This window comes from Kitasatospora purpeofusca (genome assembly GCF_034043715.1).
GTDB lineage: Bacteria > Actinomycetota > Actinomycetes > Streptomycetales > Streptomycetaceae > Kitasatospora > Kitasatospora purpeofusca_A.
Window position 1 is genome coordinate 23,403 of sequence record NZ_JAXCLC010000066.1, and the last position, 22,046, is coordinate 45,448.

General features: G+C 75.4%; 16 protein-coding genes. 4 read left to right on the top strand and 12 right to left on the bottom strand.

Translation table 11 applies throughout. From position 1 onward, the window contains the following. Nucleotides 1–221: 221 nt before the first annotated feature. Together SM793_RS28175 and SM793_RS28180 are read right to left on the bottom strand one after the other, a co-directional pair. Complete coding sequence (locus tag SM793_RS28175; RefSeq protein WP_320441105.1) at nt 222–800, bottom strand: HutD family protein; 579 nt, start codon at nt 798–800, stop codon at nt 222–224. A gap of 90 nt (nt 801–890) precedes the next feature. Next, complete coding sequence (locus SM793_RS28180; protein WP_413816051.1) at nt 891–2,141, bottom strand: MFS transporter; 1,251 nt, start codon at nt 2,139–2,141, stop codon at nt 891–893. A 116-nt stretch (nt 2,142–2,257) separates the two neighbouring features. On the opposite strand from SM793_RS28180, the gene SM793_RS28185 reads away from it, so the two are divergent. Next, on the top strand, nt 2,258–3,436 hold the full coding sequence (locus SM793_RS28185; protein ID WP_320441129.1) for an ROK family protein: 1,179 nt from the start codon (nt 2,258–2,260) through the stop codon (nt 3,434–3,436). 163 nt (nt 3,437–3,599) lie between these two features. After that, entirely contained in the window at nt 3,600–4,706 is a 1,107-nt protein-coding gene (locus tag SM793_RS28190) for a PLP-dependent cysteine synthase family protein (RefSeq protein WP_320441106.1), read from the top strand. Between the two features lie 111 nt (nt 4,707–4,817). On the opposite strand, the gene SM793_RS28195 is transcribed toward SM793_RS28190, so the two are convergent. From SM793_RS28195 to SM793_RS28240, 10 genes are all read right to left on the bottom strand, one after another. Then, a complete protein-coding gene (locus SM793_RS28195; protein ID WP_320441107.1) occupies nt 4,818–7,217 on the bottom strand; it encodes a right-handed parallel beta-helix repeat-containing protein in 2,400 nt (799 codons plus the stop codon). Nucleotides 7,218–7,611: 394 nt separating this feature from the next. Beyond that, on the bottom strand, nt 7,612–8,490 hold the full coding sequence (locus SM793_RS28200) for an MOSC domain-containing protein (protein ID WP_320441108.1): 879 nt from the start codon (nt 8,488–8,490) through the stop codon (nt 7,612–7,614). A gap of 319 nt (nt 8,491–8,809) precedes the next feature. Next, nucleotides 8,810–9,613, bottom strand: coding sequence for a DUF6643 family protein (locus SM793_RS36510; protein WP_413816052.1), 804 nt, complete (start codon nt 9,611–9,613; stop codon nt 8,810–8,812). A 537-nt stretch (nt 9,614–10,150) separates the two neighbouring features. After that, nucleotides 10,151–10,612: a large conductance mechanosensitive channel protein MscL gene (gene mscL, locus SM793_RS28210; protein WP_320441109.1), complete on the bottom strand. Its 462-nt coding sequence runs from the start codon at nt 10,610–10,612 to the stop codon at nt 10,151–10,153. Between the two features lie 137 nt (nt 10,613–10,749). Further along, nucleotides 10,750–11,943 (bottom strand): DegT/DnrJ/EryC1/StrS family aminotransferase, encoded by a 1,194-nt coding sequence (locus SM793_RS28215; RefSeq protein WP_320441110.1) that lies wholly within the window; start codon nt 11,941–11,943, stop codon nt 10,750–10,752. Beyond that, nucleotides 11,940–13,592, bottom strand: coding sequence for a hypothetical protein (locus SM793_RS28220; protein ID WP_320441111.1), 1,653 nt, complete (start codon nt 13,590–13,592; stop codon nt 11,940–11,942). Before SM793_RS28220 ends, SM793_RS28215 begins: the two co-directional genes overlap by 4 nt. Next, nucleotides 13,592–14,665, bottom strand: coding sequence for a GNAT family N-acetyltransferase (locus SM793_RS28225; protein WP_320441112.1), 1,074 nt, complete (start codon nt 14,663–14,665; stop codon nt 13,592–13,594). Before SM793_RS28225 ends, SM793_RS28220 begins: the two co-directional genes overlap by 1 nt. A 97-nt stretch (nt 14,666–14,762) precedes the next feature. Beyond that, nucleotides 14,763–15,989 carry a glycosyltransferase gene (locus SM793_RS28230; RefSeq protein ID WP_320441113.1) on the bottom strand — a complete coding sequence of 409 codons (1,227 nt, stop codon included), beginning with the start codon at nt 15,987–15,989 and terminating at the stop codon, nt 14,763–14,765. Beyond that, nucleotides 15,986–17,956, bottom strand: coding sequence for a hypothetical protein (locus SM793_RS28235; protein WP_320441114.1), 1,971 nt, complete (start codon nt 17,954–17,956; stop codon nt 15,986–15,988). Before SM793_RS28235 ends, SM793_RS28230 begins: the two co-directional genes overlap by 4 nt. 558 nt (nt 17,957–18,514) lie before the next feature. Beyond that, entirely contained in the window at nt 18,515–19,645 is a 1,131-nt protein-coding gene (locus tag SM793_RS28240) for a glycosyltransferase family 4 protein (RefSeq protein ID WP_320441115.1), read from the bottom strand. A 350-nt stretch (nt 19,646–19,995) separates the two neighbouring features. Here SM793_RS28240 and SM793_RS28245 point away from each other — a divergent pair, with 350 nt between their 5' ends. Together SM793_RS28245 and SM793_RS28250 are read left to right on the top strand one after the other, a co-directional pair. Then, nucleotides 19,996–21,210, top strand: coding sequence for a glycosyltransferase family 4 protein (locus SM793_RS28245; RefSeq protein ID WP_320441116.1), 1,215 nt, complete (start codon nt 19,996–19,998; stop codon nt 21,208–21,210). 104 nt (nt 21,211–21,314) lie between these two features. Next, nucleotides 21,315–22,001 carry a thiol:disulfide interchange protein DsbA/DsbL gene (locus tag SM793_RS28250; protein WP_320441117.1) on the top strand — a complete coding sequence of 229 codons (687 nt, stop codon included), beginning with the start codon at nt 21,315–21,317 and terminating at the stop codon, nt 21,999–22,001. Nucleotides 22,002–22,046 lie beyond the last annotated feature (45 nt).

The window sequence follows — 22,046 nt, forward strand, 5'->3', positions numbered from 1 at the left end:
CGAACTTGCGCGTCTCCGCCCCTGGCATGCACCCGTTGGTGTAGTGGGATCACCCGGACGAGGAACAGCACCACACCTCGGGAGCACGGAGCCGCGCGGGACACCGGCGGCGCCCGGAGCGGGGCGCGGCGTTGACCGCCGGCCTGTCGTTCACCCTGAGCTGCGGGTGGAGGGCGGCCGAGATCCAGGGGCCGACGAGCGGGAGGTGGAGCGGGTGTTCGCTAACCGACAGAGGCGCGCAGGGTGAGCACGGCGGTGGTGCCGGCGGGGGCGAGGGTGTGGGTGGCGGGGGTGGTGAGGAGGGCGGCGTCGTAGCGGGCGAGGGCGGTGGCGTCGAGAGTCGCGGTGCCGGACAGGCAGACCAGCAGCACGGTGGTGTCCGCGGCGACCGTGAGCGGTCGGCGCTCCGTCGCGAGGGTCAGCTCGGCGGTGGCACGGCCGCGTCGGGTCATCACGTTGAAGTCGACCAGCGGGCCGCCGAGCAGCCGGCAGTCGGTGGCCGCGTCACCCGGGAACGCGAACGGGCGGAACGGCGCGTCGACGACGTGCTCGGTGCCGTCCACGGTCAGGGCCATCCCCGGGCCCTCGACCAGGGTGATCACCCGGTCCACTCCGGGGAAGACGGAGAACGGGCCGGCCGCCGCGACGTCGGCGAGGCTGACCCGCCACTCGAAGTCGTCCAGCCCAGCACCGGCCGGGTACCCGGCGACCTCCCTGGTCACCCCGCCGCCGTTGCGCCAGGCCGTGGCCGGGCGTTCGGCGGCGCGGAGGAGCTGGACCGGTCCGGTGCTGTTCGTCATGGCGCGATCCTCGCACGGGCCCGGCGGCACGGGGGAGCCTCCCGGCGGGGACCGGGTGTTCCCGCAGGGCGGGGATGGCGGGTGGGCGGTTCAGTGTCGCCGGACCGCCAGCGGGAGCAGGGCGGCGACGACGGCCGCGACCGCGACCGTGGTGAGGGCGAGCGGCAGGCTGGTCGCGTCGGCCAGGAAGCCGATCACCGGCGGGCCGATCAGCATGCCGCCGTACCCGAGCGTGGAGGCGAGGGCGACGCCCCGGGGGCCGCCGGCGGCGCCGGCCCGGGCGATGGCGAGCGGGAAGAGGTTGGCCAGGCCGAGCCCGACCAGCACGAATCCGGCCAGGGCGAGCGGGACCGGCGGGGCGAGCGCGGCCAGCAGCATCCCGGCCGCCGCGGTGAACCCGCCGAGCAGCATCACCCGGTGCTGGCCGAGCCGTACGGACAGCCAGGTGCCGCCGATCCGCCCGGTGGTCATGGCGAGCGCGTAGGCCACGTAACCGGCGGCGGCCACCTGCGCGCCGGCGTGGACGTCGTCCGTCAGGTGCACGGTGGTCCAGTCGGCCACGGCGCCCTCGCCGTACGCGGTGCAGAACGCGGTGAGGCCGAGCAGCAGGACCAGCAGGCGGCCGGCGCCGGCGGCGGTGCCGCCGGAGGGAGCGGCGGTGGACGCGGTGCCGACCGGTCGTGCGGCGGGGCTGCGGAGCAGGGCGGCGCCCGCGAGCGCGGTGACCGCGAGGCCGAGCAGTCCGGCGGTCGCGAGCCACTGGGCGGCCGTCAGGGTGCCGGCGAGCAGGCCGCCCGCACCGGCGCCGAGCAGGCCGCCGAGGCTGTAGCCGGCGTGGAAGCTGGGCATGACGGGGCGGCCGAGCTCGCTCACGATCTCGACGGCGGCGCTGTTCATGGCGACGTTCGCCCCGCCGTAGCCGGCGCCGAAGAGCAGCAGGACGCCGCCGAGCGCGGGCACCGAGTGGGTGTGCGCGGGCAGCGGGACGGCGACCGCGAGCAGGGCGAGCGAGGCGACGGTGATCGGCCGGGAGCCGTAGCGCAGGCAGAGCCGGCTCACGGCCGGCATGGTGGCCACGGCGCCCGCCGACACACAGAGCAGGGCGAGGCCGAGCGCCCCGTGCGAGGCGCTGACCTGGTTGCGGATGTCCGGGATCCGGACGACCCAGGCGGCGAAGAGCAGGCCGTCGACGGCGAAGAAGGCGGTCAGGGCGAGCCGGGCGCCGCCCCAGGAGGAGAGGGCGGACGTGGGGAGGGTGCGGGATCGGGCGGCGATGCTGCGAGACTGGGGGGACGGCCGGTCGGCGGGGGCATGGGGACGAATTTTGTTTCGGAGCGGCACAAAGTAAGAATAGGGACGTGCAGCTCTCACCTTCAAGTCCGAAGCCCGGGACCGGGGCCGAACCGGACGCGCAGCGCGACGCCCACCGCCGCGCGGCCCCCGACCGCGGCCGGACGCTGCTCGGTCCGGCGCTCCAGCTGATCCACACCGGACAGACCCCGACCCGCTCGGCCCTCACCCGCGCGCTCGACGTCACCCGGGCCACCGCCGGCGCCGTCACCGCCGAACTGGAGGCGCTCGGGCTGATCACGGTCGACTCCCGCCCGGCCGGCGGCGGCCGGGGCCGTCCCTCGCACCGGCTCGCCATCGACCCCGCGGGCCCCGTGGTGGTCGCCGGGCAGATCCACGCCGACGGCCTGAGCGTCACCCTGGCCGGCCTCGGCGGTCTGCTCGACCCGCCGGTCCACCTGCCGCTGCCCGCCGCCACCGACCCGGTGCGGATGCTGCGCGCGGTGGCCCAGGCGGGCGCCGAACTCGCCCGCGCCACCGACCGCCGCTGCCTCGGCACGGCGCTCGCCCTGCCGAACCCGGTCACCGAACCGGACGGCACGGCACTGGCCGCGCTGCACTTCGCCTGGCCCAGCGGCACCCCCGTCGCGGACCTGTACGACGTCGAGGTCGGGCGCGCCGACCACGGCCCGGGGGCGTTCGACCCGTTGCCCACCTCGATCGCCAACGACGCCAACCTGGCCGCCCTCGCCGAGTACCGGCACGGTGCCGGACGGGGCGCCCGGCACCTGCTGCTGGTCACCTCCGGCCATCGCGGGGTCGGCGGCGCGCTGGTCATCGACGGGCGGCTGCACACCGGCAGCGCCGGACTCGCCCTGGAGGTCGGGCATCTGACCGTCGATCCGCAGGGTCGCCCCTGCCAGTGCGGCAACCGGGGCTGCCTCAACTCCGAGACCGACCCGGACGCGCTGTTCGCCGCCGCCGGTCTGACGCCGGACCCGCGGCGGCCGCTGCTCGACCAGGCCGGTGAGCTCTGCCGGTCCGCCGCCGTCGACGAGCGGGCCCGGGCGGCCGTGGAGCACGTCATCGACCGGCTCGGGCTCGGGCTCGCCGGGGTCGCCAACATCCTCAACCCGGACCGGGTGGTGCTCAGCGGGCTGCACCGCGACCTCCTGGAGGCCGCGCCGGACCGGCTGCGGGCGGTGGTCGCCGACCGCAGCCTCTGGGGGCGCAGCGGCCGGGTGCCGATCGTCGGCGCCGGGCTGGCGCACAGCGCGCTGGCCGGGGCGGCGGAACTCGGCTGGCGCCCGTACCTGGCCGACCCGCAGTCGGTGCAGGCGGGCTAGGGGCCAGGCGGCGTGCCTGTCGCCCTCCTGGGCCGTCGGTCCCGGCGGTCGATAAGCGGAGCCTGGGGCTTCGCATAATGTCACTTATCGTGACACTCGTACACTCGTAGTGAGCGCATCGGAGGGGGGCTTCGAAGAACTCGCACGAGGAGAGTGGCAGGCCATGGGGACCGAACCGACCGTCGACGTCGACCGTACCGACCCGGAGTACCGGAGCTGGCTCAAGGAGGCGGTCCGCAAGGTCCACGCGGACGCGAACCGCTCGGCCGACACCCACCTGCTGCGCTTCCCCCTGCCCGCCGAATGGGGCATCGACCTGTACCTCAAGGACGAGTCCACCCACCCCACCGGCTCGCTCAAGCACCGGCTGGCGCGCTCGCTCTTCCTCTACGGGCTCTGCAACGGCTGGATCCGCCCCGGCAAGCCGGTCATCGAGGCGTCCAGCGGCTCCACCGCCGTCTCCGAGGCGTACTTCGCCCAGCTCGTCGGGGTGCCGTTCATCGCGGTGATGGCCAAGTCCACCAGCCAGGCCAAGATCGACCTGATCGAGTTCCACGGCGGCGAGTGCCACCTGGTGGACCGGCCCGACGAGGTGTACGAGGCTTCGACCCGGCTCGCCGAGGAGACCGGCGGCCACTACATGGACCAGTTCACCTACGCCGAGCGGGCCACCGACTGGCGCGGCAACAACAACATCGCCGAGTCGGTCTTCGCCCAGCTGCGCCTGGAGCCGCACCCCGAGCCGGCCTGGATCGTGGCCACCGCCGGGACCGGCGGCACCTCGGCGACCATCGCCCGGTACGTCCACTACATGCAGTACGACACCCGGATCTGCGTCGCGGACCCGGAGAACTCCTGTTTCTTCGACGGCTGGGTGCGGGAGGACCCGGACGCGGTGTGCGACCGGGGTTCGCGGATCGAGGGGATCGGCCGGCCCCGGATGGAGCCGAGCTTCGTACCCGGGGCGATCGACCGGATGATGAAGGTCCCGGACGCCGCCTCGATCGCCGCCGTCCGGGTCCTGGACGGGGTGCTCGGCCGGAAGGCGGGCGCGTCCACCGGCACCGGACTGTGGAGCGCGCTGCGGATCGTCGCCGAGATGCGGGCGGCGGGGGAGCGCGGCAGCGTGGTCACCCTGCTCTGCGACCCGGGCGACCGCTACCTCGACAAGTACTACGCGGACGAGTGGCTGGCGGGGGAGCGCATCGACATCGCGCCCTACCGGGCCGGTCTTGAGTCCTTCCTGGCCGGCGGCGCCTGGACGGGCTGAGCGGCGGCGCCCGGACGGGCCGACCGGCGGCACCTGGACGGGCTGACCGGCGGCACGGCGGCACGGCGACGCGGCGGCGCTGCGGCGCCCGTCCCCCACCGCCCGCCCGCGCTACGGCAGTCGGGCTGCGGGAAGGTCGGTGGGGACGAGCAGCTGGAGGTCCTCGGTGGACGGGTCGTCGAGCTGGGCCACCCGCATGGCGTGCCGCTCCACCATGGTCTCGAAGACCTGGCGGGCGGCCCGGCCGTTGCCGAAGGCCGGACCGCGCTCGATGCCGGCGAAGTGCTCCAGCAGCGCCAGTGCGGTGGCGTCGGCCATCGCGTACTCGTGCTCGGCGCACTGGGCCCGGGCGATCTCCAGCAGTTCCTCGGCCGTGTAGTCGGGGAAGGTGACGGTCCGGGAGAAGCGGGAGGAGACCCCGGGGTTGGCGCCCAGGAACCGCTCCATCTCGGCGGTGTAGCCGGCCACGATGACCACCACCTCGTCCCGGTGGTCCTCCATCAGCTTCACCAGGGTGTCGATCGCCTCGCGGCCGAAGTCGCGGGCGCCGTCCTCGGGTGCGAGCGTGTACGCCTCGTCGATGAAGAGCACGCCGCCGCGGGCCCGGTCGAAGGCGGCGGCGGTGCGGATCGCGGTGGAGCCGATGTGCTCGCCGACCAGGTCCACCCGGGCCACCTCGACCAGGTGCCCGCGCTGGAGCACCCCGAGCGAGGCGAGGATCTCGCCGTAGAGCCGTGCCACCGTCGTCTTCCCGGTGCCGGGGGCGCCGGTGAAGACCAGATGGCGGCGCAGCGAGGGCGCCTTGAGGCCGGCCTGCCGGCGCCGCCGGCCGACCGAGATGAGGTCGATCAGCGTCCGGACCTCCTGCTTGACGGTGGCCAGGCCGACCAGCCCGTCGAGCTCCGCCAGCGCCTCGTCGGCGGGCCGGCAGTCCGGGATCGGCCCGATCACCGCCGGCGCGGCGGAGGCCAAGGACCCGGTGGTAGCTGCGAGTCGGGCGCGCGGGCCGGGGATCTCGGTGGCCGGGGACGGCGTGGCCGCCACGTCGTCCGAGGTGCAGCCCTCCACCACCGGGCCGGGTTCGGAGAATTCGAAGCCGGCCCGCTCGTTCTGCTCGGCCCGGCAGCGCGTCAGCACCGTGCGGCAGCCGTCGATGATGTGGAAGCCGAAGCCCTTGCCGTGCGAGACCCGGCAGTCCTCGAAGGTGCCCCGGCCCTGGGCGGAGACGTAGACGCCGGCGTCCGAGCCGGCCCGGACGGTGCAGTCCCGGAACACCGGGTCGGCGCCCTTGGTGACGATCACCCCGGTCGCCACGTCGGAGATCTCGCACTTGGTCAGCACGCCCCCGCTGCCGTGGTCGCGGAACCACAGCCCGGTGCCCGCCTCCTGCACCCGGCAGCCGCTGAGCGTCACCGTGGCGCCACCGCTGACGGACACCGCCGAGCTGCGGATCCGGCTGAACGAGCAGCCCTCGGCGACGGCGGCGGAGTCGCGGTCCAGGACGAACAGGGCGTCCGGCAGGTCGTGCAGGGCGCAGTCGGTGAGGGTGAGCCGGGCGCCGTCGCTGACCCACAGCGCCGGGTACTCGCCGTTCGAGCTGTGGATCTCGCAGGACTCCGCGCTCGCCTCGGTGCCCTGGTCCCAGACCGAGAGCGCGCCGCGCCCGAAGTCCCGCACCGTGGAGTGGACGAGGCTGAGCCGGGCCCGGCCGCGCAGGTCGGCCGCGTTCTCCGGCAGGTCGTGCACCCGGCAGCCGGTCAGTACGAGTTCGGCCTCGCCGTCGAGGGTGAGCCCGTTGCCGGTGACCCGGTGGATGTCGCAGTCGACCAGCCGTCCGCCGGCCTGGGCCTCGGCCTGTACCCCGCTGCCGCGGATCTCGTAGATTTCGCAGCCGGTCAACTCGGCGGCACTGCCCGGGTCGGAGAGCAGGACGCCCGCGCCGGTCGCGTGGTGGACCCGGCAGCGCTCCAGCGCGGCGGTCGCGCCGCCGAGCACCGCGAGTCCGGCCTGGCCGGCGGCGGACACCTCGCAGTCCTCGAACGCCGCCGCGGTGCCGGGGCCGCGCAGCCGCAGTCCGAGCCCGGCCGGATTGGCCACCACACAGCCCCTGAGGGTCGGCCGGGCGCCGTCGGTGACCTCGATCCCGGCGGCGGAGCGGGTCTCGACCCGGCAGCCGGTGAAGGAGGGGGCCGCGTCCGCCCCGGTCACCAGCACGGCGGGGGAGGACCGTTCGCTGCCCTCGATCACCAGGTCCTGGACGGTGGCCGAGGCCGTCACGGTGAGCGGGACGCCGCCGGGCGGGTCGATCCGGACGGTGCCGGGGCCCTGGGCGGGGACGATCGTGACCGCCTTGTCCACGACCACGTTCTCCCGGTAGGTGCCCGACCGCACAGTGACCGTGTCGCCGGGTTCGGCGGCCGCCAGGGCCTCGGTGAGCGTGTCGTACTCGCCGGCGCGGCGCCGCCAGCGGGATGCGCTGTCCTGAGTGACCCGGACCCTGTGCTCAGCCATGACGGTTCGTTGTCCCCACCTTCATCGAGCCGGCGATCTGCGGACCGGACGCACGCGGGCGCCGTTCGCCCGGACGCGGCGCACGGGGTGCGCGGGTCGTCCGCCCACCGTAGCGCGCCCGCACGGCTGCTCCCGCCGTTCGGCCCCGCTCGGTGGCGGGCGGGGCCGGGGGCCGTCGCGGGTTCACCACATGCTTCAACGAGTGCGCACAGTTCCGGTTCCGGGACACGGGTGCGGAACCGGCCGGGTGCCGGGGGAGCAGTTGTTGCGGGAAAGCGGCGGGTGCGGGAAGCGCGCATGGGCGCCCGCCCCGTGCGCCGGGAGCGCCGCCCCTCCCGGCCGCCGCCCGACCGCCGCCCGACCGCCGCCCGCGGCGGCCGAACGGCCAGGCCGGTCAGAGCAGTCGGTCGGACGGCCACCGCATGCCGTCCTCCAGTACCTCGACCTCGTCGCCGAGCCGCAGCGTGCCCAGCACGTCGCCCTCGACACCCGCCGGCCGCTCCGGGATCAGGTTCTGCCCGAACGCGGCCTTCTTCAGCAGCCGGTGGTGCCGGGCCAGGCTGCGCAGCGGCTCCGGGCCGCGCCGCTCGCCGCTCTCCTGGTCGGTGGTGGTGACCACGCAGCGCCCGCAGGGCTTGACCACCCGGAAGGTCAGTCCGCCGATCCGGATCCGGCGCCAGCCGTCCTCGGCCCAGGACTCGCTCCCGGAGACCACCACATTGGGGCGGAACCGCTCCATCGGCAGGATCTCGTGGCCGTCCGGCTGCTCCGCGGCGATCAGGGCGTTGAGCTCGGCCAGCGAGGCGGTGGTGGTGAGCAGCAGCGGGAAGCCGTCGGCCATCGAGACGGTGTCGCCCGGCGAGGAGAAGTCCGGGTCGACGGGCCGGGCGCGCGGGTCGTCCAGGTGCACCAGCCGGTAGTCGCCGAGCTGCTCGGCGATCCACAGCTGGGCCTCCTTCGCGGCCTCGGCGGCGTGGAAGCGGGTGCCCCAGACCTCGACCTCGGTGCGCCGGTCGCCGACCGTGACCGAGGGGGCGGCGATCTCGGCGCGGGAACCGCCGGGAGTGGTGAGGACGAGCGCGCCGGCCGCGGTGAGTTCGGTGCGGACCTGGCCGAGGGAGGCGTTCTCGCGTTGGCTGACGAAGCGGCCGGTGGCGTCGGCGAGCATCCAGCGGCGGTCGCCGGCCAGGCCCCACGGTTCGACCTGGGCGCTTCCGGGGCTCAGGCGGTACATGGACTTGACGGGGTAGACGTGGAGTCCGGTGAGCTGCATTGCTCCATCCTGCCAGCCCCGTTCGAACCGTCCGCAGGTGAGTCCTGGTCGGACGGCGGCCGGACCCGAGGTCGCACCCGAGGCGGACCCGAGGCCGGACTTGGGGCCGGACCCGTGCGGCCGGAAGGCGCCGGCGGCGGTGCCGCGACAGGCTGCCCCGACACGCTGCCCGAACGCGCACGGACCGCCCGGGTGGGGCGGCGTTCCGGGCGGTCCGTGGATGACCCGTTTCTCCGTACGCCCGGCGTCGTTCGGTGCGCGCCGGGTGGTGCTCAGGTGGTGCGGGTCCGGGCCGGGTGGGGTCCGGTCCGGGGTGGTGTCAGTAGCCCTGGGCCTGCGGCTGGTAGCCCTGCTGGTACTGGCCGTGCTCGCCGTACGGGCCGGGCCGCTGCGGCTGCATCGGGCGGACCGGGGCGACCGGCGTGACGGCCGGACGCAGCTGGGCGCCGCCGAAGGACTGGTCGGCGGGGCCGCCGAAGCCGCCCTGCGGACCGCCCTGGCCGCCGAAGCCCTGCTGGCCGCCGAACGACTGCTGACCGCCGAAGGACTGCGGGCCGCCCTGGGGCTGGCCGGCCGCGCCGTGCTGACCGGCCGGCTGCGCGCCGAAGGTCTGCTGTCCGCCGTTGCCGCCGACGAAGGTGTTCTGGCCGCCGAAGCTCTGGCCGCCGGAGGGCTGGTACCCGCCGGTGGAGGCCTGGGTGAAGCCCTGACCCGGGGCCTGCGGGCGCTGCCCCGGCAGGTAGGGCTGCGGAGCGCCGTACCCGGGGACCGCCGGCTGGGGCGCGGCGGCGTACGCGGGGGCGGGCTGCGCCGGGATGTACGTGGTGGCCGGACCGGAGGGGGTGCTGCTCGGGCCGGGGCCCAGGGCGAGGCGGGCCGGCGGCAGGGCGGGGAGGTTGCCACCGGGACTGTCGTACCCGGAGCCGTACCGGTTCTCGTAGGACTGGCCGGAGAGGCCGGATCCGTAACCGGTCGACAGGGCCGGCGGCAGGGCGGCCGGCACATTGATGGGCGCGATCTGCGGGACACCGCGCTCTGCGACGAGGCTGTCGTAGATGGGCGTGCCGGAGGAGAAGGACGGAGAGGGGTAGCCGACTCCGTCGTAGGAGCGGGGCGAGGTCATGGGGCATACGGTAAGCCCACAACGAGCCCACTGAGGAGACTGGGAGGCGGAGCAGTTCGAGTGTTTACACAAGCTTCGCCCGAACAAAGGTTTCGAAAGTAGTAAGAACGGACAAATTGGCGATGACTTCCGGCCACCCGCCGCCCGCTCCGAGGGCTCGAACGGGGGCCGGACGCGGTCGCCGAAGCCCCGTGCGGTGACGGGGTGGTGGACGGTTCGGGGACTGTCGAAGAAACTTCTGCGGGCAGGGCGTGTACCGGCGCATTCGAGCCCCCGCCGACGGCGCGGCGGGGGCTCGTGAATGTTTCGGGGATAAAGTCCCCATCAGAGCTTTCGCGGGGTTTGTCCGGACCGGGCAGAGAATGGGCAGGGATCGGCCAGGGGCCGGGTCCGGCCCGCCCGGCACCGCTCGCGTCCGGCCGGAGCCGCTGAACGCCGCTGCAACACCCCCGACTTGCCCCCGACTTGCCGCCGGACCGCCTCCGGGCCGTCGCCCGGTGGCCATCGAACGGCCACCGGGCTGCCGTCCGCGTCCGCTCAGTGCACCGGGGCCGGCCTGGGGGCGGCACCGCTCTGGGCGGGGAAGCCCGGCAGTCCGGCCACCTCGGAGGTGCAGAACGAGCAGCGCACCGCCGCGACCGGGATCGTGCTCAGGCACTCCGGGCAGTCCGCCTTGGCGACCGGCGCCGGCTTGTCACCGTCGAGTCGCGCCTGGAGCTTGCCGACCGGCACCACCACGATGAAGTAGATCACCGCGGCGACCAGCAGGAAGCTGATCAGCGCGTTGATGAAGACGCCGTACGGGAACCGGGTGCCGGCCACGTCGAAGGTCTTCAGGGTGAAGTCGCCGACCGCGCCGGTCGCGACCCCGATCAGCGGGGTGAGGAAGGCCGTCACGAACCCGGTGACCACGGCCGTGAAGGCCGCGCCGATCACGATGCCGACCGCCAGGTCGACGACGTTTCCACGCAGCAGGAAGCTGCGGAATCCCTTGAGCACCGGGAACTCCAAATCCGTACGGGGAAGGTGGGGCGGGACCACGGGCCCCGGCCGGACATCCTGCCGACCGGGGGCACCCGCGGTCCAACCGCGTTCACCCGATCCGCGTAACGGCGACGCGGTCCGGTGCGGTCGGATCAGGCGGAGCGCAGACGCTCCGCGTACGGCTGGATCCGGGCCACCGCCTCGGCGATCCGGCGGACCGTCGGCGCCTCCATCTGGGACCACAGCGGCACGGTGAGCACCGAGTCGGCGAGCCGGTCGGTGAGCGGCAGTCCCTCGGCCTGGCCGAGGTGGGCGTAGGCCCGCTGACGCTGCACCGGCGGGTGGAAGTAGCGCCGCGAGTCGATCCCCTCCGCCCGCAGGGCATCGGCGAGTTGGCGCGGGTCGAGGCCGAACGCGGCGGCGTCCAGGATGAGCGTGAGGTCCTTGAAGGTGGAGATGTCCCCCTCCTCCGGCAGTGCCAGCCGCAGCCCCGGGAGGCCGGCCGTGACGGCGGCGAACTCGGCCACCAGTGCGCCCCGGTGGGCCACCCGCTCGGGCAGTCCGGCCAGCCAGTTGAGGCCGACGGCGGCGTGCAGCTCGCTCATCCGGGCGTTCAGGCCCGGGAACAGCGTGTCGTAGTCGCCCGGGTTGCCGTAGTCGCGGGCGGTGCGCAGCCGCCGGGCGAGTGCGGCGTCCCGGGTGGCGACCAGGCCGCCCTCGCCGGCCACCGCGACCTTGGTGGGGCTCATCGAGAACACCTCGGCGTAGCCGAAGTTGCCGATCGGCACGCCCTTGCGGCGGCTGCCGAAGCCGTGCGCGGAGTCGTACACCAGCGGCACCCCGGCGGCGTCGGCGACCTCCTGGAGGCGCTCGACCTGGCAGGGTGTGCCGTAGACATGGGTGGCCATGAGCGCGGCCGGGCGGTCGGCGGCGGCCAGCCGGACGGCGGCGTCCTCCGGGTCGAGGGTGATGTCCCGCTCACGGGCCTCGGCGAACACCGGGGTGCCGCCGGCCCAGTGCGCGGCGTGCGCGGTGGCGGAGAAGGTGAATCCGGGCATCACCACCGCCCGGCCGCCGTCCACCTCGGCGGCCTGGAGCACCAGCATCAGTCCGGTCGTGCAGTTGGAGACCGCCACCACGTGCGGCACCTCCAGCAGCGCGGCCGCGGACTCCTCCAGTTCGGCGACGGTACGGCCGTTGGTGAGCTGTCCGCTGTCGAGCACGGTGCCGAGCCGCTCCAGCAGCGCGGCGCGGTCGGGCACCTGGACCCGGGTGAGCGGCAGCCCGTCGGGGAAGGCGGGAGTGCCGCCGAGGGCGGCGGGCAGGGCAAGGGTGTCGGTGGTCATGGCGCGGTCGATCCCCCCTGGGACGTTGACGGTGACGGTGACACGGTGGACGGTGGTGGGGCGGTGGAGGCCGGTGCCACGGTGGACGCCGGAGAGGCGGTGGACGGCGGTGGCACGGTGGACGGCGGGACGGCGGAGGACGGCGGCTCGGATGTCCGCCGGGCGCCCCACTGCCCGGGCGGGACCCGCCAGACCGGTGGCGGCCGGCGGGCGGCGGTGCTCCCCCGGCTCGCGGTGGCGGCCGGGAGGACCAGCAGCACCAGGGCGAGCGGCAGTACCTGGACCCGTTCGCGGGACAGGATGCCCATGTTGTTGATGGTCGAGAAGGCCCAGCAGAACAGCAGCGTGTAGACGGCGGCGAAGGCCACGTACGAGCGCTGCACGAACAGCCGGGGCAGCCGGGACAGCCGGGGCCAGGCCCGGACGAACATCACCAGCAGGGCGAAGCACTCCACCGACTGGATCAGGTTCTGGATGTTGGACGCCTCGAACGGGAACGGCCGGAACAGCACGCTGACCACCGCGACCGGCAGCCCCGCCGGATTGAGGCTGAACTGGGGCGAGGCGTCCTCGGGCGCGGTCGCGTTGATCATCGAATTACCCTGGCTGGTGCGTCTGGAGGTCTCCGAGAGCACCTGGTTGACGGCGTCGCCGCCGGTCCCGTCGGTGCCGAAGAAGGTCGAGACCTGCTGGAGCATCAGCACCGCCATCGCGCCCAGCACCACGGCGGTCAGGATGGTGCGCAGCGGCCCCAGCGCGCTGACCTGCCGCGGACGCCGGCGCAGTACGTACGCGACCATCAGCCCGGCCCCGGCCAGCGCGGTGACGTGCGGGCGGACCATCGCGGTGCCCACCGAGCCCAGTGCGATGCAGAGGAAGGCGCCGAACCGCCGGTCCAGCAGCCGCGCCGTGCCGTAGGTGGTGAGGCCCAGACAGAACATCATCCAGGCGTCCTTGCCGATGCTGGAGGGCCAGAACAGCAGCGAGGGCAGGAAGAAGACCAGCTTGGCGTACTTCCGGGTGTCCGCCTCCGGGAAGGCGATCTGCAGCGCCCGCCAGAACAGCAGCAGGCCCCAGAAGCCCAGCCAGGAGAAGACCAGGAAGCCGCCGATCAGCGAGGGGCCGGTGATCGCGTACACGATGCCGGTGACGATGATGACGAAGCCGGTGCCGGCGACCTTCATGCCCAGGTCGTAGTGGACGCCGCCGAGCAGGTCGGCCTGGTCAAGGTAGCCGGCGAGCTCGCTGCCCTTCTGGTGGTACATCTTGGCGTCGGCCGCGCCCCCGTACAGCACGAAGGCCATCAGGTAGCGGGGGAAGGCGCAGAGCAGTTTGGCGGTCATCGCCAGCAGCAGCAGCCGGAAGACGTCCCGTTCCGGGTTGGCGGCCGCGATCCGGGCCAGCAGCGGGGTGCTGATCGCCATCAGTGCCGGGAGGATCAGCAGCGCGCCCCAGGTGTCGTAGGAGGTGTGCACCGAGGCGAGCACGAAGAGCGTGACGTAGCCGGTGACCAGGGCGGCGGCGAGGGCGGACGGCCAGGGGACGCGCCGGAGCACCGCCGTCGCGGCGCCCGTCCCGCCCGGTTCACCCACTGCGCCCGCTGCGCCCGGCTGGCCCGCCGCGCCCGGTTCGCCGGGCGGCCCCGCCATCAGAACACCTCCAGGTCGCCGAGGCTGAACCGCCAGTCGGCCAGGGTGAGCGGGGTGGCGCCGGCCGGGGTGCGGGCGGCGAGGGTCATCCCGGTGCGCGGGGCCCGCAGGTAGCCGGCCCGCAGCGCCGCGTCGGCGGCCTCGGTGCCGGGGGAGAGGTGGGTGGCGACGTGGTCGCAGCCGGACTCGCGGGCGGCGGCGCGCAGCAGCCGGACGGCGCTGTCCCGGTCGCCGGGGCGGACCACCAGGTCGGCGAGGGTGAACTCGGCCAGCGGGCCGCGCCGTCGGGGCCGGCCGACGGCCAGGCCGGTCAGCTCCTCGCCGCGGTGCACGGTGAGCACCCGGTAGTCCAGGCCGGGGGCCTCGCCGTACCGCCAGCGCAGGAACTCCGGCGTGCGGTGGACGGCGAGCCGGCGGTCGGCGGCGTCGGCGGCGGCGCGTTCGCGCAGCAGTTCGGCCAGCGGGCCGTCCGAGCCGGTCGCCGCCGCGTCGGCCAACCAGGCCGCGGCGGTGGGCAGTCGGCAGTCCGGAGGGCCGGTCCGGTCGGCGGCCGGACGGCGGGCGAGGGCGGCGCGCGCGCCCCTGGCGAAGGCGGCCGGGCGGACGGCGCGGACCGCGACCGGTACCCGGCCCAGCTCCTGCCAGCCCATCTTCCGGTAGCCGGGCAGGCTGTTGCCGTTGGGCGTGTTGAACACCAGCTCGGTGTCCCCGGCGACCTGGTCGAGCAGGTCCAGGGTGAGCCGGCGGAAGATGCCGCGACCCTGGAAGTCCGGGTGGGTGGCGGTGTCCACGGGCCGGACGGCGTTGACCGGGCGGCCGTCCGCGCCGCCCGCCCGCCACTGCCAGCGCAGGAAGAGGCGGATCCCGGCCAGCCGGCCGTCGGCGGTCTCGGCGAGCAGCCCGGGGCTGGCACCGAAGGGGTTGCGGAGGTGCTTCCAGGCGAAGAACTCGGCGGTTCGGGTGCCGGTGGGTCCACCCGCCAGGGAGGCGGTGAGCAGGTCGAGCACGGCGGGGAGGTCGGGTTCGGCCGGCGGGCGGAAGGTCAGCTCGGCGGGGGCGGGCAGGGCGCTCACGTCCGGACTCGCTCTCCCATCGGTGGTCGTGGTCGGTGGTCGGAGGTCAACGGGGAAACGTCGGTGCTCCGGAGTTCTCCGGGTGCGGAATGTCCGCTCAGTGCCGCAGGACCCGTGCGTACACCGCCTCGACGGCGCGCTGGGCGCCCGCCACGTCGAAGCGCTCGGAGCGCTCCCGGGCGGCGGTCGCGAGCCGGGAGCGCAGGTCGGGATCCTCGGCCAGCCGGGCGAACGCGTCGGCCAGCGCGGACGGGTCGCCGGGCGGGACGAGGTAGCCCTGCTCGCCGTCGTCCAGCACCTCGGGCATGCCGCCGACCCGGGTGACCACCGAGGGAAGGCCGCTGGTCATCGCCTCCATCAGGGCGACCGGCAGGCCCTCCTGGCGGGAGCTCAGGGTGAACACGTCCAGGGCGGGCAGCAGTTGCGGCACATCGGGGCGCGACCCGGTCATCAGGACGGCGTCGGTTATGCCCAGTTCGGCCGCCCGGCTGCGGAGTTGCTTCTCCAGTGGTCCCGCGCCGATCAGCACCAGCCGGGCCCGGGGGTGGCGGCGCAGCAGGTCCGCGTGGGCGGCGAGCAGGCTCGCCTGGTCCTTCTTCGGGGTCAGGTTGCCGACCGTGCCGACGACGAACGCCTCGGCCGGCAGGCCGAGTTCGGCGCGGGCGGCGGCCCGGGCGGCCGGCCCCCCGGGGGCTCCGGCCAGGTCGGGGCCGTGGTGCACCACGGTGACCCACTCGCCGGGGCGGCGCCGGCCGGGCGGGACGGTCCGGGCGACGGCGTGCGAGACGGCGATCACCGCGTCGTTGCGCCGGTAGGTGAGCGCGTTGGCCCAGCGGGTGGCCGGGCGGTAGCGCTCCCAGACGTTGTGCTCGGTGTGCACCAGGCGCGGGCGGGGGCCGGTCAGGGTGGGGGCGAGCAGCCGGGCGGCGGCGGCCGGTACCGGCATGTGGGTGTGCACCAGGTGGTACCGGCGCTCGGCGAGCAGCCGGCGCAGCCGCAGCGGCCAGCACGGATCGGCCCGGCCCGGGGTGCCGGGGACGCCGCCCAGGCAGTGCACGGTCACTCCGGCCTCGGTGAGTGCCGGGGCGAGCGCGTCCTTCCACGGCAGGACGTAGGCGACCTCGATCCGGTAGCGCGAACGGTCGGCGTGGCGGGCGCAGTTGAGCAGCAGCTGCTCGGCGCCGCCGCGGCCGAGGCCCTTGGCCAGCCAGAGCACCCGCGCGGGGGCGTCCGCCGGTCCGGGCTCCGGGGCCTGTTCCGGCTCCGACTCCTGCGCCTGCGCCTGCTCCGCTGTTCGCGGCGACTTGTCCGATGGCCCGCTCATCGCTCCTCCGCCTCGTGCAGCAGCGCCGGTTCGCCCTGGTCGCCGCCGTGCCCGTGGCCGTTGGTGCTGCCCGGGCCGGTGCTGTTCGGGTCGGTGCTGCCCGGGCCGGTGCCGCTCGGACTGGCGCTGCCCGGGCCGGTGCCGTTCGGGCCGACGCCGCCCGGCCGGTGCTCGGCCCACCCGGCGCTCGGGCTCTCGGCGGTACGGTCCTCCCCGGGCGCGCGCCGCGCCCAGCTGGGGGTGGTCCGCCCGCCGCCACGCTCCCCGGGCGGTTCGGCGGCCCGTTCCGGCCCGGGGGCGGACGTCCGCTCCGGTGCCGGTCCGGACCGGCGCGCCGCCGCCTGCTGCGGCGACTGGGGCTGCTGCCCGCCCCGCCCGGCCGGTCCGGACGCCCCGGCGCCGCCCGCGGGCCCGCGCCGCCGCCGGCCGGCGGGGCCGTAGGTGCCGAGCAGGGCCACGCCCGCCACCGGCACCCCGGTCCGGGAGAGCAACTCGGCCACCCGGTCGGCCTGTTCCGGGGTGACATTGCCGCTGCGCACGGTGACCAGCACGGCGTCCGCGTGCTGCACCAGGTCGTAGGCGTCGTTGGCGTGCAGCAGCGGGGAGGTGTCGATCAGGATGACGTCCGCGTGCCGCCGGGCGCGCCGCAGCACATCGCCGGCCCGCAGCACCAGCGCCGCCGGGTACGCGGTGGTGTTGCCGCCGGTGATCAGCGAGACCCCGGCGACATTGGTCGGCCGGATCAGTTCGTCCAGCTCGTCGAGCCGCTCACCGCTGAGGAGTTCGGCCATCCCGGGGCCGTCGCCCACGCCGAGGTGGAGGTGCAGCTGCGGGTGGCGGAAGTCGCAGTCCAGGACGAGGACGCCGCGGCCGGTCTCGGCGAGCGCGGCGGCCAGGTTGGCGATGGTGATGGTCCGGCCGTCGCGGCTGCCGCCGGAGGCGACCAGGACCACCGGCGCGGGCTCGGTGAGCGGGCGCGCGGCGGTGCGCGCCGCATCCCGGTCCTCGCCGCCGGTCGGTCGGGCCAGTGAGTCCGGGCCGGTCAGCAGCAGGGTGGAGCGCAGCGAGCGGTAGGCCTCGGCGGCCGGGTCGGACGGCCGGGCGCGCACCAGCGGTTCGCGCACCCGGCGCTGCCGGCGGGACAGGTGCGGCACCTCCCCGATCACCGGCAGGTTGAAGGCCTCCTCGACCGCGTTGCGGCTGCGCAGCCGGGTGTCCATCCGGCTGAGCATGAGCGCCGCGACCACGCCGAGCGCCAGGCCGAGGAACACCGCCAGGCCGAGCCGCACGCTGCGGCTGGGGGAGGAGAGCAGGTTGCCGGCCCCCTGGCGGGCGTCGATGCTGCCCCACTGCTGGATGGCGTCGGTCTGGGCGCTGTTGGCCAGCTTGTTGATCGTGGTGAGGGTGACGGTCAGCGAGGTGTTGGCGGCGGTCAGCTTGGGCTGGAGCTTGGGCTGGTCGGCGGGGGAGGAGCGGTTGTACTGGGCCTGGATATCGTTCAACTGCTGCTGCTGGGCGTCCGCCTGGGCCTGCAACTTCTTGATCGTCTCCGCGGCGCTGCGGGCCGACTCGTCGCTGTAGCCCTTGATGATCGCGGCGGAGTAGGCGGTGGCCAGGTCGGAGCAGGACTGCTGGGTGGGGCCGGTGGTGGCGATGGTCAGCATCTGGGGGCTGTCGGCGGTGACGGTCCGGCGGGCGATCACCTCGGAGGCGTCGGTGATGCCGAGCTGTTTCGCGGCGGCCGCCGCGACGTCCGCGCCCTGGGCGTAGGACAGCACCTGGTCGGCCCGGACGGTGTCACCGGCGCCGGCGACCGGGGTGATCGCGACCTTGCACTTCCATCTGGCGTTGTCCACCGTGTCACCGGCCGGGGTCAGCAGCCAGCCGACGACCAGCGCGGCGAGCGTGCAGCCGGCGAGCAGTCGCCAGTAGCGCCGCAGGACGGTGAAGTGGTTTGCCGGTTCCACCGGTTGGATCCCCTCGCGTTCGTGGTGCGGTGGTGCTGTCAGCGCCCGTCGCCTCCCGGTCCGGAAGCATGTCGGGTCCGGAAGCGCGGCGGGTCCGGAAGCACGTCGGGTCCGGAAGCACGTCGGGTCCGGGTACCGCTGGGCGGGTCACGCCCAGGGGTGCGACCGGCACACCCTCGCTGGCACGGTGGGATCCCTCGGCCGATGTCGCAACCCGCCCCCCTGACGACTCGCGGTCAACGTCCTGAACGACGTACTCCCCACGGCGTGGTCCGGCCCGGTGGTACCTCACGTGCGCCGCACGCGGACCGCCGCCCCCGCCGGATCCCCTGGCGATGCTTCCCGAGCCCCGACGTGCGGCGCAACCGCTTTGGCGATACTGGTCCGGGAGATCGCGTACACCGGCCGCCGACCCGTCCGGATCCGGACAGAACGGGCTGTCGGCGGCGGGGTGCCCGCACCCGGGCCGGGGCGCGCGCCGCCGACGGGCCCGGGCCCCGGGCCTGCCGGAGCCGTTCGGGCCGCAGGCCGGTCGGGAGCGTCCGGGCCCGGGTGCGCTCAGACCGTCCGCAGCCGCAGCGAGCGCTCGTAGAACCGCACCATCTGCGCCGACACCTGGTGCAGCGTGAACGAGGTCAGGAACCGGGCCCGCGCCGCCTTCGCCCGCACCCGAGCCGAGGCCCGGTCCTCCAGGGTGTCGGTGAGCGCCGCCGCCAGGGCGGCCGGATGCTCCGGCAGCACCAGCCGGGCGTAGTCCTCGGACCCGACCGTCTCCCGCAGGGCCGGCACATCGGCGGCCACCAGCGGCACCCCGACGCCCATCGCCTCCATCGCCGCGCTGCCGAGCCCCTCCCAGCGGGACGGCACCGCGAACGCGTCCGAGGCCGCCATCAGGTCGAACACGTCGTCGCGCGGCCCGAGGAACCGCACCCCGCGGGTCGCCGCGGCCAGCGCCCGCAGCCGCCCGCTCTCGCCGCCCTCGCTGCCGGCCAGCAGCAGCACCGCCTCCGGCTCCGCCCGCAGCACCTCCGGCCAGGCCTCCAGCAGGACGTCGAGGCCCTTCTGGTACTGCTGCCGGGCCGCGGCCAGCACCACCGGCACGTCCTGCGGCAGGTCGAGAGCCGTCCGGACGGCGGCCCGCCGGTCCGGCGTCACCGAGCCGAGCAGCTGCGGGTCGCGCCCGCGCGGCACCACGTCGATCCGCTGCGACGGCACCCGCAGCCGCCGGGCCATCGCCCCGGCCACGTACCGGGTCAGCGCGTGGAAGCGCCGGGTGCCCTGCGCGGTCGTGGCGTCCACCGCCTGCGCGGCCCGCACCTTCCATGGGTTCAGCCCGCGCGCGTTCCGGTGCTCGGGCCCGTACGCCGCGTTGACCAGGCTGGTCACCACCGGGGTGCGGGCCGCCAGGGCGGCCGCCCGGCCCAGCACGTCCGACTCGTAGAGCGTGGTGTGCACGAGGTCGGGCCGCCGCTCGCGGACCAGCCGGTGCAGCGCGGCGACGGTGCCTCCCCTGGTGGGCCGGCCGACCCCGAACACATCGGCCCCGGCCGAGGTGAGCTCGGGCTGGAAGCCGCCGGGCGAGTCCTTGAGGTACGCGACGTCGAGCTTCACCCCGGCCCGTACCAGCTGAGGGGTCATCGCCACCAGGCCCTGCTCGGCCCCGCCGACCCGGCTCACGCTGTCGATCACATAGAGCACATGCACAGGCCAACCCCCGCCCTCCGGGGCGCCCCCGGTCTCCCGTGCCGGGAGGGCGCCCTGACTGCCGCTCAGCATCGCAGGTCGCGGACGGCGCCCGCCAGCGGTTCGGTCAGACCGGCACCGGGGCGGGGTGCGCCGCCGGCCGGGCGCCGCGGACCGGACGCCGACGAACGCTCAGGGGGCGGCCGACGGCGCGGAACGGGGCGCGTGCACCACCGGCGGGGCGTACGACGGCTCCCGACCGGCGCCCTCCCGGAGACCGCACGCCGACCAACGGGCCACCGCCGGGTTGCGCGAAGGGGTCGTCCCTGACGGGAGGCTGTGCCAAGGTCGTTGCCATGCCCGAAGCGACACCGGTCAGGACACCCGGAACCCGCCCCCGCATCCTTCACCTCATCACCGACCCGCGCCGGCGCGGCGCCCAGAACCTCGCCCGCGACCTGCACCGCGAACTGCGCCGCCGGGGCCAGGCCTCCGCACTGCGAGCCCTGGCCCCGCACCCCGACGCCCGCCCGGACGCCCCCGACACCCGCGCCACCGCCGTGCTCGGCCCCGGCCGGCTCCACCCGCGCACCCTCGGCGCCCTGCGCACCGCCGCCCGCACCGCCGACCTGGTGGTCGCCCACGGCTCCGCCACCCTTCCGGCCTGCGCCCTCGCCCTCGCCGGGACGGGCACCCCGTTCGTCTACGTCTCCATCGGTGACCCCCGGCACTGGACCGCGGGGCCGGTCCGGCGGCTGCGCACCGGCGCCCTGCTGCACCGCGCCGCCGCCGTCACGGCCCTCGCCGACGAGGCCGGGGAACTGCTCGTCGAACGCTTCCGGCTGCCCGCCGCCCGGGTCCGCACCATCCCCAACGCCCGCGCCGCCGACCGCTACCCGCCGGCCGCCGACGAGGCCGACCGCCGCGCCGCCCGGCACGCGCTCGGCCTGCCCGCGGACGGGCTGCTGGTCGCCTGGCTCGGCGCGATCGCCCCCGAGAAGCGCCTGGACCTCGCCCTCGACGCCCTCGGCCGGCTTCCGGACGTCCGACTCGCCGTCGCCGGGGACGGCCCGCAGCGCTCCGCCCTGGAACGACACCCCGCCGCCGCCCGGGCCCACTTCCTGGGCACCCTCGCCGACCCGGCCCCGCTCTACCGGGCCGCCGACGCCGTCCTGCTCAGCAGCGACAGCGAGGGCGTGCCCGGGGTGCTGATCGAGGCGGCCCTGGCCGGCCTTCCGGCGGTGGCCACGGACGTCGGCTGGGTCGGCTCGGTGGTCCGCGACGGCGTCACCGGCGCGCTGGTCGCCCCCGACGACCCGCCGGCCCTCGCCGAGGCGCTGGCCAAGGTGCTGGCCGGCGACCGGGCCGGACTCGGCGCCGCGGCCCGGGCGCACGCGCTCGCCCACTGCGAGCTCGACGTGGTGGCCGACGACTGGCAGCGGCTGTTCGCCGAGGTCTGCGGAGGCGGCGGCGCGGTCGGACCTGCCGCACCTGCCGGACCTGCCGCACCCGCCGGACCTGCCCGGCCCGGCGGTGCGGCGAAGGCGGACCCCGACGGCGGACGCGGCTGACGCGTCCCGGTGCGCCGGGCCGGGTGCGCCGATCGGGCGAATCCCGGCCCGACGCACCGGGACGACCTGGCCGATGACACTCCGTCACCGCCACACTGCCCCGTGTGAAGTCGATCCTCCGAACCACCCTGCTGCTCGCCGTCGCCGCCGGGATCGCCGCATCCCCCGTCCAGGCCGGCGCCGTCACCCACCAGTCGCCCCGTGAGGGCGCCCAGTACGTCCGCCTCGACCACCCGCAGCCGGTGCGCGAGAGCGCCCGCACCGAGGCGATCGAGTTCTTCTGGTACGACTGCGGTCACTCCCAGCAGCTCGAACAGCCGCTCCAGGCCTGGACCGAGCGGCATCGCGGCGACGTCGACCTGCGCCGCGTCCCGGCCATCTGGCAGGGCAGCCGCGAGGAGACCGCCCAGCGCGGCCACGCCCGCCTCTACTACACGCTGGAGCGGCTGGGACTGGTCGAGCGCCTCCAGGCCGCCGCCTTCCGCGCGGTCCACAGCAACGAGCAGGACGTCACCACCGAGGACACCGCCACCGACTGGGCCCTGCGCCAGGGTGTCGACCAGCAGAGCTTCCGCGAGGCCTACCGCTCCGAGGACACCCTGCGGGCCGTGGACGAGGCCGCCGCGCTGTTCGTCCGCTACGGCATCAACGAGCTGCCGACCGTGGTGGTCCAGGGCGAGTACCGCACCTCGCCGACCAACGCCGGGGGCGTCGAGGCGATGCCCGAGGTGATGGACCACCTCGTCACCCAGGAGCAGCAGCGCCACCCGCGCGCCCACGAGCTGTACTGACGTCCCATCACCTCTCCCCACCTTCGACGGCGGGCCGGTCGCATT